The sequence below is a fragment of the Cupriavidus sp. H19C3 genome (assembly GCF_049393815.1).
Classification (GTDB): Bacteria; Pseudomonadota; Gammaproteobacteria; order Burkholderiales; family Burkholderiaceae; genus Cupriavidus.
This window is the reverse complement of sequence record NZ_CP184985.1, coordinates 2077650-2092639: the sequence shown is the minus strand read 5'-3', so window position 1 is coordinate 2092639 and position 14990 is coordinate 2077650. Positions and strand designations below refer to the sequence as shown.

Sequence of the window (14990 nt, the reverse complement as noted above, 5' to 3'; positions counted from 1 at the left end):
GAGCAGGGCCCCACGGCCGATCCGGCCGTCAGGCCCGCGCGTTATCTGCCGTGCCGGCCTTGGCGGCGCGGCGGTAGGCCCAGGTCGTCATCACCAGCCCGGCCACGATCATCGGCAGGCTCAACCACTGGCCCATCGAGAAGTTGAGCGCCAGCAATCCGAGGAAGTTATCCGGCTCGCGCGCGAATTCGGCGAGAAAGCGGAATACGCCGTAGCCGATCAGGAACACACCGGACACCGCGGCGGTGGGACGGGGCTTGCGCGAGAATAGCCAGAGAATGATGAACAGCGCCACGCCTTCGCCGGCAAACTGGTACAGCTGTGACGGATGACGCGGGATATTGTCGCCGGCCTGCGGGAAGATCATGCCCCACGGCAGGTCGGTGGGCCGGCCCCACAACTCGCCATTGATGAAATTGCCGATGCGGCCCGCGGCCAGGCCGCAAGGGATCAGCGGTGCGATGAAATCGGTGACCTCGAAGAAGCTGCGGTCGCGCAGCCGCGCAAAGATCCAGACCGCCACCAGCACGCCGAGAAAGCCGCCATGGAAGGCCATGCCGCCTTCCCATACCTTGAAGATCTCGAGCGGGTGCGAGAAGTAGTAGGTCGGCTTGTAGAACAGCACGTAGCCGAGCCGCCCGCCGAGTATCACGCCCAGTACACCGAAGAACAGCATGTCGTCCAGGTCGCGCGGCGACCAGCCGCGCGCCAGGTTATGCGGCTGCCGCACGCGCAGGCGACCCAGCCACAGGAACATGAGGAAGGCGGCCAGGTACATCAGGCCGTACCAGCGGATGGCCAGCGGTCCCAGGTGAATGGCGACCGGGTCGAATTGCGGATGAACGAGCATGGTTGGGAGAGTAGGTGTGGTCCGCGCGGTCGGCGTATTACCGCGACTGCGCGGCCAGGGTCTTGTATCGCAATATCGTTGTTATGCCAGCGTCGTGCGTCAGCCCGATGGCGCTGGGTCAGCCGGGGCGCCTTCGTTTGCTCCATGGTTACGCCACGAGTTACACCACGGTTACGCCACGGTCATGCATCATTCAACACCGTCGGCCGCAATGCCGGCGGCCACCTCGGTCGCGATATCGATAAACGACCGCAGCACCGGCGCCACGCCCGCCGCACCCTCGCGCCAGACCAGCCCGGTCTCGATATCGGGACCGGCGTCGCGCAACCTCAGGTATGACACGCCGGTCCGCCGCAGGTTGCACAGCGACGCCGGCACCAGCGCCACGCCCATGCCGGCCGAGACGAGGCTGACGATGGTCTGCATCTGGATGGCTTCCTGCGCGATCGCGGGCACCAGCCCGTCGCGGGCGTAGTAGCCCGTAATGATGTCATAAAACGCTGGCGCGCTTCTGCGCGGGAAGATGATCAGCGGCTCGTGCGCGGCATCGCGCAGCGCGATCGCCGGCGGTGCGGCGGTGCCGGCGCCATGGCCGCGCGGGCGCCAGCCGTCCGGCACGGCAAGCACCAGCGGCTCGCGCACCAGCGGCAGATACGACAGGCCATGCGGCATGACGGGCAGTTGCGGCCGGATCACGAGCCCGGCATCGATGGCGCCGTCCATCAGCGCATCGAGCTGGACATCGCTGGTGGCCTCGCGCAGATGCAGTTGCACCTCCGCATGCCGCGCGCGGAAGTGCCGCAGCAGGTCGGGCAGGATGCCGTAGTCGGCGGTGCTGACGAAGGCCAGGTTCAACGAGCCGATCTCGCCGCGCGCGAGCCGCTGCGCCAGCCCGGGCAGGGCGGCGGCATCGGCCAGTACGCGCCGCACCTCGGGCAGCCATTGCTGTCCGGCCGGCGTAAGCATGACCGAGCGGCGCGTGCGCGCGAACAGCTGGACGCCGATCTCCTCCTCCAGCGCCTGGATCTGCTGCGACAGCGGCGGCTGAGTCATGGCCAGCCGCCGCGCCGCACGGCCGAAATGCAACTCTTCGGCCACCGTGACGAAGTACCGCAACTGGCGCAGGTCCACAGCCGCTCCTGATATGTTTATCGACTCAATAAAGGTCAAATAATATATTTGACACACCAAAACGCAAGCGGCATGCTGTCGCCCACAAACGATGCAACAGGTCGCCGGCCCCCAAGGCCGGCCCCGGCTGCCCCGCCAGATTCCCCCGGAGATTCCCCACCATGGCATACAACAAGCGCTCCCAGCACATCACGCAGGGCGTGGCCCGCTCGCCCAACCGGTCGATGTACTACGCCCTCGGCTACGAGAAGGAAGATTTCGACAAGCCGATGATCGGCATCGCCAACGGCCATTCGACCATCACCCCCTGCAACTCGGGTCTGCAACGCCTGGCGGACGCCGCCGTGGCGGCCATCAAGGAAGCCGGCGCCAACCCGCAAATTTTCGGCACCCCGACCATCTCCGACGGCATGTCGATGGGCACCGAGGGCATGAAGTTCTCGCTGATCTCGCGTGAAGTCATTGCCGACTGCATCGAGACCGCGGTGCAGGGCCAGTGGATGGACGGCGTGCTGGTGGTCGGCGGCTGCGACAAGAACATGCCGGGCGGCATGATCGCGCTGGCCCGCACCAACGTGCCGGGCATCTACGTCTATGGCGGCACCATCAAGCCGGGCAACTGGAAGGGCAAGGACCTGACCATCGTGTCGGCGTTCGAGGCCGTCGGCGAATTCACGGCCGGCCGCATGAGCCAGGAAGATTTCGAAGGCGTGGAGAAGAACGCCTGCCCGTCGTCGGGCTCGTGCGGTGGCATGTACACCGCCAACACGATGAGCTCGTCGTTCGAAGCGCTCGGCATGTCGCTGATGTATTCGTCGACCATGGCCAATCCGGACCAGGAAAAGGTCGACAGCGCCGCCGCGTCGGCGCGCGTCCTGTACGAAGCGATCAAGAAGGACATCAAGCCGCGCGACATCATCACCCGCAAATCGATCGAGAACGCCGTCACGCTGATCATGGCGACGGGCGGCTCGACCAACGCCGTGCTGCACTACCTGGCCATCGCCCACGCCGCCGAGGTGGAATGGACCATCGACGACTTCGAGCGCATCCGCCGCCAGGTGCCGGTGATCTGCAACCTCAAGCCGTCGGGCCAGTACGTGGCCACCGATCTGCATCGCGCGGGCGGCATTCCGCAAGTGCTCAAGATCCTGCTCAACGCCGGCCTGCTGCATGGCGATTGCCTGACCATCACCGGCCGCACGCTGGCCGAGGAACTGGCCGACGTGCCCGACCAGCCGCGCGCCGACCAGAACGTGATCCTGCCGATCGAGAAGGCGCTGTACAAGCAGGGCCACCTCGCCATCCTCAAGGGCAACCTGGCCGAGGAAGGCGCGGTCGCCAAGATCACCGGGCTGAAGAATCCCGTCATCACCGGCCCGGCGCGTGTGTTCGACGACGAGCAGAGCGCGATGGACGCGATCCTGTCGGACAAGATCAAGGCCGGCGACATCCTCGTGCTGCGCTACCTCGGCCCCAAGGGTGGCCCGGGCATGCCGGAAATGCTGGCGCCGACCTCGGCCATCATCGGCAAGGGCCTTGGCGAATCGGTCGGCTTTATCACCGACGGTCGCTTCTCGGGCGGTACCTGGGGCATGGTGGTGGGTCACGTTGCCCCGGAAGCTTACGTGGGCGGCACCATCGCCCTGGTGCAGGAAGGCGACTCGATCACCATCGACGCGCACCAGCTGCTGCTGCAGCTGAACGTGGACGATGCCGAGCTGGCGCGCCGCCGCGCCGCGTGGAAGCAACCGGCCGCGCGCTATACGCGTGGCGTGCTGGCCAAGTTCGCCAAGCTGGCGTCGACGGCCAGCAAGGGCGCGGTGACGGACTGACGCGGTCCCGGCAACGCCGCGCACCTCGCACGGCGTTTCGTGACATCACGTGACATCACGTGACATCAAGTAGCGTCGTCACGTAGCGTCACGCGATGTCGTGCAAGAAGGCCCGCCCTGTGGCGGGCCTTTCCATTTGCCGCGGCGCGGCCGGCCCGGGCCGCACCGGCGGGCCAGCGCCGGTTGGCGTACGTGGGCGCGCGGGCGTGCGGTCAGGCGCCACCCGCGCGGATCGACTCGATACGCTCGCGCGTCAGCGGGTGCGTGGAGAAGAAGCCCTCGTCCCGGTCGTCCCCCTCACGGCGCCGGCGGTCCGGTTCCGCCGCGCCAGTGCCGCTGCTTCCGCGCGCGTGCGCGTCCTCGAGCTTTTGCAATACGTCCGCGAACGCCGACACCGGCAGTCGGTTGTGCCGCATCGCGTCCAGCGCATAGGCATCGGCCTCGCGCTCATGTTCGCGCGAATAGCGCAGCGTCAGCAGCGCGGCCGGTACGCCCGCGAGCAGGGTCGAAAAATCCCCGAACACATAGGCTGTCGCCGCGCCGATAGCCGAGGCCTGGATGATCTGCTGCAAGCCATGCCGCTGCGCTACATGGCCCGCTTCATGCGCCAGCACGCCCATCAGGCCTGCGCCGGTGCCCGCCAGCGCGACCAGTTCGTCGGTAACCACGATGGTGCCGCCCGGCAGCGCGAGCGCGTTGGCGCCGAGTGGTCCCCCCGCACGGAACTGGACGTCGTAGCGCAGCCCGGCAGGCTCCGGCAGCTTGAGCGCGGCAAAGTCGTCGCGAATGCCCTGCTGCGTCGCGGGCGGCAATCGGCTCGGCCGCACGATGCGCTGGTCGAGCGTGGCGAGCGTGTTGCGGCCCAGTTGCGCCTCGAGCGCCGGCGGCACGGCGTCGGCCACCACGCTGGCGCCCCAAGGCAGCACCACGTAGTAGCAGAACACGCAGGCGGCCAGCAGTCCCGCGGCGGCCATGCCGACCAGCCGCCAGCTGTTATGCGCGCGCGCGACCCAGCCCTCGCGATGGCCGGTGGCGGCGAGCAGCGCGTCGAGCGCGGCGTGGTCGGCGATTTCGCAGTAAGCGCCATCGGCAAACGTGACCAGGCGCGGCGCGCGTCGCACGCGCTCGGACACACGCAGCGTTGCCAGCGGTGCGCGCCGCAGTTCGTGGCCATGGGCGTCGTGCAGCACGGCATCGTCGCCGGCCACGGTCAGCACGACGGCATGCGCGCGCGAGGAACGCGTATCGAAGTAAGAGGCGGCAACCATGCGGTGCGGCGGCGGGACGTGGGTGTTGGCGGGCGGTCGGCGGGTCGGTTCAGAGCGCGATATCGATGTCGTACCAGTCCACCGCGGCATCTCCGAGCGCGCCGACCTGATCGACTTCGCCTGCGATGAAATGATCGAGCGGACCGGCGGCCATCAGCGTCATCGACTCCACGCAATAGCGGGCGGTGCGGACGCGTGCGAACGGCATGAACAGCCCCAGCGTCAGCGCGATCAGGATCATGTTGGTGAGCATGATATAGAACAGCCGGCCGGTCCCGACGTCGCTGCGAAAGCGATGCGGCGCCAGCGCCGTATGGTTCCACACCACGTTCTGCAGTCGTGCGCGGAAGAACGGCGCAGCCAGCGAAACGCTCAGCACCACGCCGATCGACACGGCCAGGGCGATCAGTCCCGCATGGCCGGTGACCGCTCCCGCGAGCGCGCCCAGCAACGCACCGGCGCCCACTAGCAGGACCGCGAGCAGCGACGTGCCGGCATAGACGCGGAAGAACGCGCCGGCAGTCGCCTCGAACGAGAAGGGCGCCGTACCGAAGCGCGTGTTGCCATGCTGGAACTGCTTGAGGCGGCGGTGGGCAAACGGCGTCAGCAGACCGAGCGAGAGCACGGTCAGCACGGGCCACAGCAGGAACACCTGGTAGCCCTCGCGATCGCTGCCGCGGAACGCAAAGCGCAGGCCGCGATAGCTCGAATTGGCCATGCGGAAGCGCAGCGACCGCACCAGCAGCAGCGGCATGACGGCGGCCGCGAGCAGCAGCAACAGGATGGCAAGGCCGGGACGCACCTGGCCCAGCCACTGGAACGCGCCGATCAGCACGAACACGATGATGCGCCCCTTGAGAATGGCCAAGGGCTTGCCGTGGTAGTCGAAGGTCGCGCCATCGAGCCGCGTGTTGCGGTAGAAGTATTGCAGCGTGCGGACCTTGGCCCACGCCGAATAGATGCCGAACGTAACGAGTGTCAGCAGCGTATTGACGATCCAGATGCGGAAGTACTCCGAGCCGGATCCGGTAAAGCGGAACGGTAGCGGGCGGGGTTGCGCACCGATGTCATCTCCGCCATGTCCCGCTTGCCTGTCCTTGCCGTCCTTCCCCTCGCAGGCGGCGACGCCGCCGTGGTGTTCCCCATCCTGATCCCGTTGCATGCGCTGGTGTCTCCCAATCTGGCATTGGCATCCTGGTGCACACGGCGTCCGTGGCCGGTGTTTCACCGATGCAACCGATTTGTCCGGCGTCCTGGCGCGCCGTCGCCGCCATTGTCGCACCGCCACGACGGCAAAACGTCACAATCGCGCCCGATTGGCGCGCAGCGTGCCGTCTGGCGGCCGATGTGCACGCGGAAACGGCCCCGCATGGCCCGGCGCGGCTTGTCTGAGGTCGTAACGAGCGAGAAACATTCTGTTACACGCGCCCGCACTTGTAACAAGTCGACAATCGTCACCATGCAATGAAATCAATCACTTACGTTGCTTGGCACGCTCCTCGCTATCCTGGTTGTTACAAGAAACCGGCGAAGAATGGGAGTTTCGCCATCGGTGGCGCACCGGGGGACACGCTCGGGAGAGTGGGAGCGCAACCGAAAAACAAGCGATGACAATCCCGATCAGGGTGGCAAGAAAAGCGGGAAAAATCCATCTCCCGGTAACACGGGATTGAACGGGGCAGGCGCGGGGCCAGCGCCGGTATCAACCGGGCCCACGTGTGGCTGGCGGAGCGCCGGTCGACGATGAGATGTCGTGGTAATTCTTTCAGGCGCGGGCGGCTGCCGTCAGGGAGGGCGCAGCCGTCCGCCGCACCTCTCCGGCATCCCGTATCCCATTGCGCGGCATCTCGGGCGATCACACGCCACCGTCCGCGCACGGTCTGCGCACTGTCTGCGCCGCAACACACTGGTTTTCCCTCGTTCGGGTAGTCACCGCTTGCGGTACGCGCACTTATTCTCATAATTATGCATTATTGCGGCGCTTGAGCCGCTTCCACACTTGCCGAGGCATTCCATGCGGATCGTCCAGCAGGCCCTGTACCTCGAGGTTGCCGATCGCCTGCGGGCCATGATCGACCATCACGTGCTGATGCCGGATGCCTGGATCGACGAAGTGGCCCTCGCCGCCTCGCTGGGCATTTCCCGCACACCGTTGCGCGAGGCGCTCAAGGTATTGGTCGCCGAAGGGCTGGTGCGGCTCGAGCCGCGCCGCGGCTGCTTCGTCAACGCACTGACGGAGCAGGACCTTGACGAGATCTTTCCGCTGATGGCGCTGCTCGAAGGGCGCTGCGCCTACGAGGCCGCACGCAACGTCACCCAGGCCGACCTCGACGCGCTGGAGATCCTGCACGACGAGCTGGCCAGCCACGCGCGCGCCGGGCAGATCGACGCGTACTACGAAACCAACTACCGGATCCACGAGGCCATCCAGCGGCTGGCGGGCAACCGTTGGCTGTCCGGCGTGGTCAGCGACCTGCGCAAGGTGCTGCGGCTGTCGCGACACAAGAGCCTGCGGCTCGGCGGCCGCATCCACGAATCGTGCGCCGAGCACCTGTCGGTGTTCTCCGCGCTCAAGGCGCACGACCCCGAGGGTGCCGAGGCCTTGATGAAGACTCACGTGCTGCGCCAGCGCGCGGCGCTGCGGGCGCTGGGGCGTGCCGAGGGGGGGCAGGGCGGCCAGGGCGCCCGGTGTGCTGAAGGCGCGGGCGAGCCGTGCAACGTGGTGCGCATGCCAGGCGCGGGCCCGTCTGCCATCGCATCCGCCACCGCGCGGCCAGCCGGGCCGGCGGCACCGACCACGTCCACGGCGTGTGCACCGGCGCCGGCCCCGTCTGCTTCGCTTTCTTCACTCCCCTCGTCCCCGCACGATTCGCCATGACCGCTCTCGATACCAACGACCAGAAAGTCAGCGCGCCGCTCGAGAACGAGCGCAGTGGCGATACCTTGCTCGCACGCTTCGGCCGCTGGTGGGGCCGCAAGGGCGAAGCCGACGACCAGGGCGACGGTCGCACCGACGGTCGCAGCGCGCCGGCGGACTCCGCCGCGGCCGCGCCGCCGCTGTCGGCGCGCGTGCTGCGGCGCCAGCGCGAGCAGTTGCGCCAGTGCTTCGACGCGCGCCTGACCGATGGCGCCGCCAACGCCGCCGCGCGTGCGTGGCAGCAGGAATACGAAGCGTCCGACGAGCCCGCGCGCCAGGCCATGCTCGGCGTGCTGGCCGAAGTGGCGGCCCATGGCAGCGAGCCGTCCGGCCCGTCGGCCAGCCCCAACTCGGGTTTGTCGCAGGCGTTGTCAAATGCGCGCATCCGGTTTTTCAAGCGCATGGCCGCGCTGCATGGGCAACAGGGCGGCAGCGCCTGCGGCCTGCATTTCCTGATCCAGCTGCGTGCCGACATGCTGCGCTGGCACAAGCGCATCGCCGGCCTGCGCACGCTCGACGAAGACCTGGAGGCGCTGTTCTCCAACTGGTTCGATGTCGGCCTGCTCGAACTGCAGCCGATCACCTGGGATTCGCCCGCCTCGCTGCTGGAAAAGCTGATTCGCTACGAGGCCGTGCATGAAATCGCCTCGTGGACCGACCTGCGCAACCGCCTCGACTCCGACCGCCGCTGCTACGCATTCTTCCACCCGCGTATTCCGCGCGAGCCGCTGATCTTCGTGGAAGTCGCGTTCGTGCCGGAGATGTCCGCCAACGTGCAGGCGCTGCTCGACGAGGCCGCACCGCTGGAAGACCTGCGCCGTGTCAAATGGGCCATCTTCTACTCGATTTCGAACACGCAGGCCGGCCTGCGCGGCGTCAGCTTTGGCAACTTCCTGCTCAAGCGCGTGATCGAGGAACTGCAGCGCGAATTTCCAAAGCTGAAACAGTTCGCCACGCTCTCGCCGATTCCCGGCTTTGCCGACTGGTTGCGCCGGCAGGGGGCCGACGCCGTGGCACAGGTGCTCGGCGAGAAGCGGCTGGCGCGCTGGCGCGAACGCCATGGCGATGCCCCCGGCGATGGCGCGGCATGGCTGGCGGCGCTGGTGCCGGACAGCCAGGATGCCGTGCTGCGCGACACCGCCCTCGCGCTGGCCGCGCATTACCTCGTGCGTGAGCGCCAACATGCGTTGCCGGCCGACCCGGTGGCGCGCTTCCACCTCGGCAATGGCGCCTGCGTGGAACGGCTCAATTGGGGCGCGGACCTGTCGCGCAAAGGCCGCACCCAGGCCTGCGGCATGATGGTGAATTATCTTTACGCGCCCGATGCACTGGATGACAATCTGGCACGCCTTGGCGAAGGCAATCCGCGTGTGAGCCGCGCGGTGAGCAAGCTGCTGTAGTGCCAGGCGAGATGGCGTCGGGAAAAGGTTCTGCGATGCGCAGCGGCAGACCGCACGAGCATTCGTGTGGTTACCGCACGTGGGTCGCGTGAAGCTGGGGATGATGGGCAGCACGTGCCCCGCCGCACCGGTCGGGCACGCTTTTCGATTGACTTTCCGTTTTGAGAAAGAGAGGAGATAGTGCAATGAATGATGGTCGATTCGGTCGTCAGTTCAATCTGACCGCATGCGCGCGGGCGCTGGGCGTGGCAGCAGCCATGGTGATGGGGATGGCGGCGGGCGCGGCGCATGCCGACACGTGGCCCAGCAAGCCGGTCACGGTGATCGTGCCGTTCCCGGCCGGCGGCGGTACCGACGCATTCGCGCGTCCGCTTACGGCGCAACTGTCCAAGCAGCTCGGCAAGCAGTTCGTGATCGACAACCGCGGCGGCGCCGGCGGCACGGTCGGCGCGAGCATCGCGGCCAAGGCCGCGCCCGATGGCTATACCGTGTTTATCGGCGGCGCGCACCACGCGATTGCGCCGTCGTTCTATCCCAAGCTCGACTACGACATCGAGAAGGACTTCATTCCCGTCACCGTGATCGCGCAGCCGCCGCAGGTCGTGGTGGTCAATCCCAACGTTCCGGCCAAGACGCTGCAGGAACTGATCGCCTACGCCAAGGCGAATCCGGGCAAGCTCAACTACGGCTCGGCCGGCAACGGCTCGTCGCACCACCTGGCCGGCGAGTTGTTCAAGCTGCAGACCAAGACGTTCATCACGCATATCCCCTACAAGGGCGCGGGTCCCGCGCTGTCGGACCTGATCGCGGGGCAGGTGGACATGGTGTTCGACGGTCTCGGTTCGTCGGCCCAGCACATTCGCGGCGGCCGCATCAAGGCGCTCGCGGTGGCGTCGACCAAGCGCTCGCCGGCCTTCCCTAACGTGCCCACGGCGGCCGAGGCGGGCGTGCCCAACTTCGAGGTATCGACGTGGTACGCGATGTGGGTGCCGAAGGGCACGCCGAAGGAAATCGTCGACAAGCTCTATGCGGAAACCACCAAGGCGCTCAACTCGCCCGAGCTGAAGCCGGTATGGCTCAACAACGGCTCGGAGATCCCGGCCTTTACGCCGGATCAGTTCGCGCAGTTCCAGCGTGCGGAGGTCAAGCGCTGGGCCGAAGTGGTACAGCGCTCGGGCGCCAAGATCGACTGATGGGCGGTACCGTTACATTCGCGCGGGCGGGCGCCGTCGCCACCGTCACGCTGTCGCATCCGGGCAAGCTGAATGCGATCTCGGTGGCGATGTGGCAGGCGCTTGCGAGCGGCTTTGCGGCGCTGGCGGCCGACCGGTCGCTGCGCTGCGTGGTGGTGCGCGGCGCCGACGGCAACTTTGCCGCGGGCGCCGATATCGCCGAGTTTCCCGAGGTGCGTGGCGATGCGGCGTCGCTGCGCCACTATCACACGCAAACCATCGCCCCCGCGCTGGCGGCGGTGGCTGCCTGTCCGCATCCGACCGTGGCGATGATCGAGGGTGTCTGCGTCGGCGGCGGCCTCGAGATTGCCAGTCAGTGCGACCTGCGCATTGCGGGCGCGGGCAGTCGCTTCGGGGTACCCATCAACCGGCTCGGCTTTCCGATGGCCCCAGGCGAGCTGACCGGGCTGCTCGCGCTGGCCGGCCGTGCCACCACGCTCGAGATCCTGCTGGAGGGCCGCGTGTTCGACGCCGCCGAGGCGGAGCGCAAAGGCCTGCTGACGCGCGTGGTGGCGGACGCCGCACTGGCCGCCGAGGTCGACGCGACCGTCGCACGCCTGTGTGCAGGCGCGCCGCTCGCGGCCCGTATCAACAAGGCGACCATCGCGCGGCTGTCACCCTTGCCCGCGCCGCTGACCGCGGCCGAGCTCGACGCGCACTTTGCCTACGCGCACAGCCGCGACCACGCCGAGGGCGTGGCGGCATTTCTCGCGCACAGGCCTCCCGTGTTCACCGGGGAGTAAGATGTCGGCCGGCCGCCCCGGGTGGCACCGGCCCGCTGCGCCCCGGTCTTCTGTTTCCATCGATCCACAATTCATGAACGCCAATCTGTTCGCCCTGTTCGAATCGCGCTTTCCTGCCGACCGCACCGCCTGCTGCATCGAAACCCACGACGGGCTGTACTACACGTGGGACGACCTCGACCGCGCCACCGCCAAGCTGGCCAACCTGCTGACGTCGCTCCAGCTGCCCGCCGGTTCCCGCGTGGCGGTGCAGGTGGAGAAGTCGCCCGAGGCGCTCTTCCTGTACCTCGCCACGTTGCGTGCGGGCTACGTGTACCTGCCGCTCAACACGGCCTACCAGGAAGCGGAGATCGACTACTTCATCGGCAACGCGGAACCGGCCGTGGTGGTCTGCAGCAATGCGAACTTCGGGTGGGTGTCGAAGGTGGCGTTCCGTCACAATACCGCGCATGTGTTCACGCTCGACGACGATCGCAGCGGCTCGCTGCTGGCGCGCGCGGCCTCGCACGCGGATACGTTCCGGACCGTCGAACGCACGGACGACGACCTTGCCGCGATTCTCTATACCTCGGGCACCACGGGGCGTAGCAAGGGCGCGATGCTGACCCATCGCAACCTGGTGTCCAATGCGCAGACGCTGCACGAGTACTGGGGCTGGCGCAGCGACGACGTGCTGCTGCACATGCTGCCGATCTTCCATGTGCACGGGCTGTTCGTGGCATCGCATGGCGCGCTGCTGGCGGGGGCCAAGATGATCTGGGCGCCCAGGCTCGATATGGCGCAGATCCTGAAGTTCCTGCCACGCTGTACGGTGATGATGGGCGTGCCGACCTACTACGTCCGCATGTTGCAGGAGCCGCGCTTCGACGACGACACCTGCCGCCGCATGCGCCTGTTCGTGTCGGGCTCGGCACCGCTGCTGCTGGAGACCTTCGAGGCGTTCCGCGCACGCACGGGCCATACCATCCTCGAGCGTTATGGCATGAGCGAGACCGTGATGCTGGTGTCCAATCCGTACGACAGCGCGCTCGGCGACCGTATCGGTGGCACGGTCGGCATGCCGTTGCCGGGTGTGTCGGTGCGCGTGATCGATAGCGAAGGCAAGCCATGCGCAGCAGGCGAGATCGGCAATATCGAGGTCAAGGGCCCCAACGTGTTCAAGGGCTACTGGCGCATGCCGGAGAAGACCGCCGAGGAGTTCACCGCCGATGGCTGGTTCAAGACCGGCGATGTCGGCCGCTTTGGCGGCGCCATCGTGAGCCAGGCCGGCGAGCGCAAGGTGCCGGACAACTATCTGACGATCGTTGGCCGCAGCAAGGACCTCATCATCTCCGGCGGCTACAACGTGTACCCGAAGGAGATCGAGAGCTTTATCGACGAGATGCCGGGCGTGGCCGAGTCCGCGGTGATCGGCGTTCCGCACAAGGACTTTGGCGAGGCGGTGGTGGCGGTGATCGTGCGCAAGCCGGGCGCCGATATCGACGAGGCCGGCATGATCGGCACGCTCAAGAGCCGCATCGCCAACTTCAAGGTCCCCAAGCGCGTGCATGTGGTGGACGAACTGCCGCGCAACACCATGGGCAAGGTCCAGAAGAACGTGCTGCGCCAGCAGTTCGGCGCGCTGTAAGCGGGGAGGGGCGGGGAGGGGCGGGGGAGGGGCGTGCGGACACAGCCCGCGAGTTGGTTGGCGCGGTAGCGCGCGCCGCCACCGCCGCCGCCACCGCCGCCATCGTGCAGGGCGGCCACGCCCGCACTTACTTCAGCATCTGCACCGATCCGTTCACGGATACCGTGACCTGGGCCTTGCCGCCTTCCACCGGCACCGGCACCGCGGCGTCGGCGGACATCGCCTTGGCGGCGTACATGCGCGGCATCGGCGGCATCACGCCGCCGCTCTCGTTCAGCGAGACCTCACGGATGGTATAGCTGCCATAGCCGAACAGGCGGGTGGTCTGCTGGGCCTTCTCGCGGAACGAGGCCACCGCCTCGTCGGCAAGCTTGCGTTCGGCCGCCTCGCGCGCCTCGCGCGACAGCGAGAACGCAATGCCCTGCACCTGCATCTGGCTGGCGAGATCGCCGGCCAGCTTCGACACCGCGGCAAAGTCGCGCGACTTCAGCACAACCTCGGAGCGACCCCGCCACGTGCTGATACGGCCGTTTCGATCGGTATTGGGGTGGATGGTAAAGCCGCCCGATTGCGCTTCCACGCCAGAGACGCGTTTGGCCTGGGCCAGCACGGCCGCCGTGCGCGACGACAGCGCCGACGAGATGGCGGCCGGCTCGGCGCCTTCCTGCTCGGCGGCGAGCGTCACCTGCACCACGTCGGTCGGCACTTCGGTCATGGCCTGGGCATTGAGCGACAGCACGCCGGACGGTTGCGGCGGCACGGCGATGGTCTGCGCGGACGCGGCCGAGCTGGCCAGTGCGGCGGTACCGAGCAGGGTGGCTGCGAGCATGTTCTTCATCTTGTTCTTCCCGTTCAATGTGGTGGCAATCAGACGCACGGCCGCGTGGTTCGTTCCGTAGTACGACACGCGGCCATGTTTCCAGTTGTATCACTTCATGAGTCGTTCGGTGATGTAGCGCCATTCGGCCGCAGTGACCGGCGTGATCGACAGGCGGTTGCCGCGCCGGAGCACCACCATGTCCGCGAGGGCTTCATGCTCGCGCAGCGCGGGCAGCGGTATCAGCGCGCTCTTCCTGACAAAGCGCACGTCCACCAGCACCCAGCGCGGATCCTCGGGCCTGGAGGCCTTGTCGTAGTAGTCGCTACCGGAATCGAACTGGGTCGGATCGGGGTAGGGCGTCGAGCAGACCTCGGCGAGGCCGGCGATGCCGGGTTCCGGGCATGACGAGTGGTAGAACAGCACGCCGTCGCCGATGCGCATGACGTCGCGCATGAAGTTGCGCGCCTGGTAGTTGCGCACGCCGGTCCAGGGGAGCGTGCCCGAGGCGGCCAGCGTATCGATGCTCGCTTCGTCCGGCTCCGACTTCATCAGCCAGTACTGGCGCGCGCGCGACGATGAAGTGGCGGGGGCGGTGGCGGCGGAGGTGGCGGAGGAGGTGGCGGAGGATGGGGGGCGGGCGGGTTTGGCGGCGGTAGGCGTCACGATGATGGACCGCAATAAAAAAGGCGGTGGTTCCTGAAAACCACCGCCTTAGTTGGGGTCCCCGCCTCGGCCGCTAGGTCGGCATCCTGAACCCAAGTGAGGTTCAGAGTGGCTGCGGAAGTCGTATTTCGGGTACATCACCCACTCAGGGAGTCCAGGCCAGGCCCAGACTATGAATGCGGCGACGCGCTCGCCCACACGACATAATCCCGCACCATGCAATGCATATCGGTTCAAGGAGTTTATGACCTTTACGAACCAGGCAGGGAAACTGTCAAACGTCTGACTCTCGGGACTTCCGCGGGGCCACTGGTACAGCGATGTGGTCCTGCTAGGCGCCCACGATGCCGTTTCTACTAGGATGGGATGAGAACGGCGGCCCGGCACGATAACCGGACCCTTTGCCGCAGACCCTTTGGTGCTATCACCCCAGTGCTATCACCCCAGTGCTAACCCCTCAGTGCTATCACGTTGTTGCGTTCACGCTGGTGCTTTCGCACCAGT

The 14990-nt window shown here is 67.1% G+C and carries 11 protein-coding genes, 1 other RNA gene and 1 pseudogene; 6 read left to right on the top strand and 7 right to left on the bottom strand.

Going from position 1 to position 14990, the window contains the following annotated elements:
* Positions 1-28: 28 nt before the first annotated feature.
* Positions 29-850 carry a prolipoprotein diacylglyceryl transferase gene (lgt, locus tag DFLDMN_RS09715; RefSeq protein WP_423198253.1) on the bottom strand — a complete coding sequence of 274 codons (822 nt, stop codon included), beginning with the start codon at positions 848-850 and terminating at the stop codon, positions 29-31.
* 189 nt (positions 851-1039) lie between these two features.
* Positions 1040-1981, bottom strand: a complete 942-nt coding sequence (locus DFLDMN_RS09710; RefSeq protein ID WP_423198252.1) for a LysR family transcriptional regulator — start codon at positions 1979-1981, stop codon at positions 1040-1042.
* Positions 1982-2142: 161 nt separating this feature from the next.
* On the opposite strand from DFLDMN_RS09710, the gene ilvD reads away from it, so the two are divergent.
* Positions 2143-3816 carry a dihydroxy-acid dehydratase gene (gene ilvD, locus DFLDMN_RS09705; RefSeq protein ID WP_423198251.1) on the top strand — a complete coding sequence of 558 codons (1674 nt, stop codon included), beginning with the start codon at positions 2143-2145 and terminating at the stop codon, positions 3814-3816.
* Between the two features lie 212 nt (positions 3817-4028).
* On the opposite strand, the gene DFLDMN_RS09700 is transcribed toward ilvD, so the two are convergent.
* Positions 4029-5084 carry a M48 family metallopeptidase gene (locus DFLDMN_RS09700; RefSeq protein ID WP_423198250.1) on the bottom strand — a complete coding sequence of 352 codons (1056 nt, stop codon included), beginning with the start codon at positions 5082-5084 and terminating at the stop codon, positions 4029-4031.
* A 49-nt stretch (positions 5085-5133) separates the two neighbouring features.
* Positions 5134-6246 carry a YjgN family protein gene (locus tag DFLDMN_RS09695; protein ID WP_423198249.1) on the bottom strand — a complete coding sequence of 371 codons (1113 nt, stop codon included), beginning with the start codon at positions 6244-6246 and terminating at the stop codon, positions 5134-5136.
* A gap of 852 nt (positions 6247-7098) precedes the next feature.
* Between DFLDMN_RS09695 and DFLDMN_RS09690 the strand changes: the two are divergent.
* From DFLDMN_RS09690 to DFLDMN_RS09670, 5 genes and pseudogenes are all read left to right on the top strand, one after another.
* A pseudogene (locus DFLDMN_RS09690) lies at positions 7099-7746 on the top strand (GntR family transcriptional regulator); the annotation flags it as partial.
* Between the two features lie 212 nt (positions 7747-7958).
* The gene (locus tag DFLDMN_RS09685; protein ID WP_423198248.1) at positions 7959-9401 is read left to right on the top strand and encodes a malonyl-CoA decarboxylase domain-containing protein; all 1443 of its coding nucleotides are present in this window, start codon (positions 7959-7961) and stop codon (positions 9399-9401) included.
* A gap of 185 nt (positions 9402-9586) precedes the next feature.
* On the top strand, positions 9587-10594 hold the full coding sequence (locus tag DFLDMN_RS09680) for a Bug family tripartite tricarboxylate transporter substrate binding protein (RefSeq protein WP_423198247.1): 1008 nt from the start codon (positions 9587-9589) through the stop codon (positions 10592-10594).
* Positions 10594-11376, top strand: coding sequence for an enoyl-CoA hydratase/isomerase family protein (locus DFLDMN_RS09675; protein ID WP_423198246.1), 783 nt, complete (start codon positions 10594-10596; stop codon positions 11374-11376). Before DFLDMN_RS09680 ends, DFLDMN_RS09675 begins: the two co-directional genes overlap by 1 nt.
* Positions 11377-11449: 73 nt before the next feature.
* Positions 11450-13003, top strand: coding sequence for a malonate--CoA ligase (locus DFLDMN_RS09670; protein WP_423198245.1), 1554 nt, complete (start codon positions 11450-11452; stop codon positions 13001-13003).
* 127 nt (positions 13004-13130) lie between these two features.
* On the opposite strand, the gene DFLDMN_RS09665 is transcribed toward DFLDMN_RS09670, so the two are convergent.
* The 3 genes from DFLDMN_RS09665 to ssrS form a co-directional block, all read right to left on the bottom strand.
* The gene (locus DFLDMN_RS09665) at positions 13131-13841 is read right to left on the bottom strand and encodes an SIMPL domain-containing protein (RefSeq protein WP_423198368.1); all 711 of its coding nucleotides are present in this window, start codon (positions 13839-13841) and stop codon (positions 13131-13133) included.
* Positions 13842-13931: 90 nt separating this feature from the next.
* On the bottom strand, positions 13932-14372 hold the full coding sequence (locus tag DFLDMN_RS09660) for an EVE domain-containing protein (protein WP_423198367.1): 441 nt from the start codon (positions 14370-14372) through the stop codon (positions 13932-13934).
* Positions 14373-14540: 168 nt separating this feature from the next.
* Positions 14541-14758, bottom strand: a non-coding RNA gene (gene ssrS / locus DFLDMN_RS09655) — 6S RNA.
* Positions 14759-14990: the final 232 nt, after the last annotated feature.

Coding starts and splice junctions, on each gene's coding strand:
- DFLDMN_RS09675 (WP_423198246.1), top strand. CDS start 10,594: ATGGGCGGTACCGTTACATTCGCGCGGGCGGGCGCCGTCGCCACCGTC.
- DFLDMN_RS09695 (WP_423198249.1), bottom strand. CDS start 6,246: ATGCAACGGGATCAGGATGGGGAACACCACGGCGGCGTCGCCGCCTGC.
- DFLDMN_RS09680 (WP_423198247.1), top strand. CDS start 9,587: ATGAATGATGGTCGATTCGGTCGTCAGTTCAATCTGACCGCATGCGCG.
- DFLDMN_RS09665 (WP_423198368.1), bottom strand. CDS start 13,841: ATGAAGAACATGCTCGCAGCCACCCTGCTCGGTACCGCCGCACTGGCC.
- ilvD (WP_423198251.1), top strand. CDS start 2,143: ATGGCATACAACAAGCGCTCCCAGCACATCACGCAGGGCGTGGCCCGC.
- DFLDMN_RS09660 (WP_423198367.1), bottom strand. CDS start 14,372: ATGAAGTCGGAGCCGGACGAAGCGAGCATCGATACGCTGGCCGCCTCG.
- DFLDMN_RS09670 (WP_423198245.1), top strand. CDS start 11,450: ATGAACGCCAATCTGTTCGCCCTGTTCGAATCGCGCTTTCCTGCCGAC.
- DFLDMN_RS09685 (WP_423198248.1), top strand. CDS start 7,959: ATGACCGCTCTCGATACCAACGACCAGAAAGTCAGCGCGCCGCTCGAG.
- lgt (WP_423198253.1), bottom strand. CDS start 850: ATGCTCGTTCATCCGCAATTCGACCCGGTCGCCATTCACCTGGGACCG.
- DFLDMN_RS09700 (WP_423198250.1), bottom strand. CDS start 5,084: ATGGTTGCCGCCTCTTACTTCGATACGCGTTCCTCGCGCGCGCATGCC.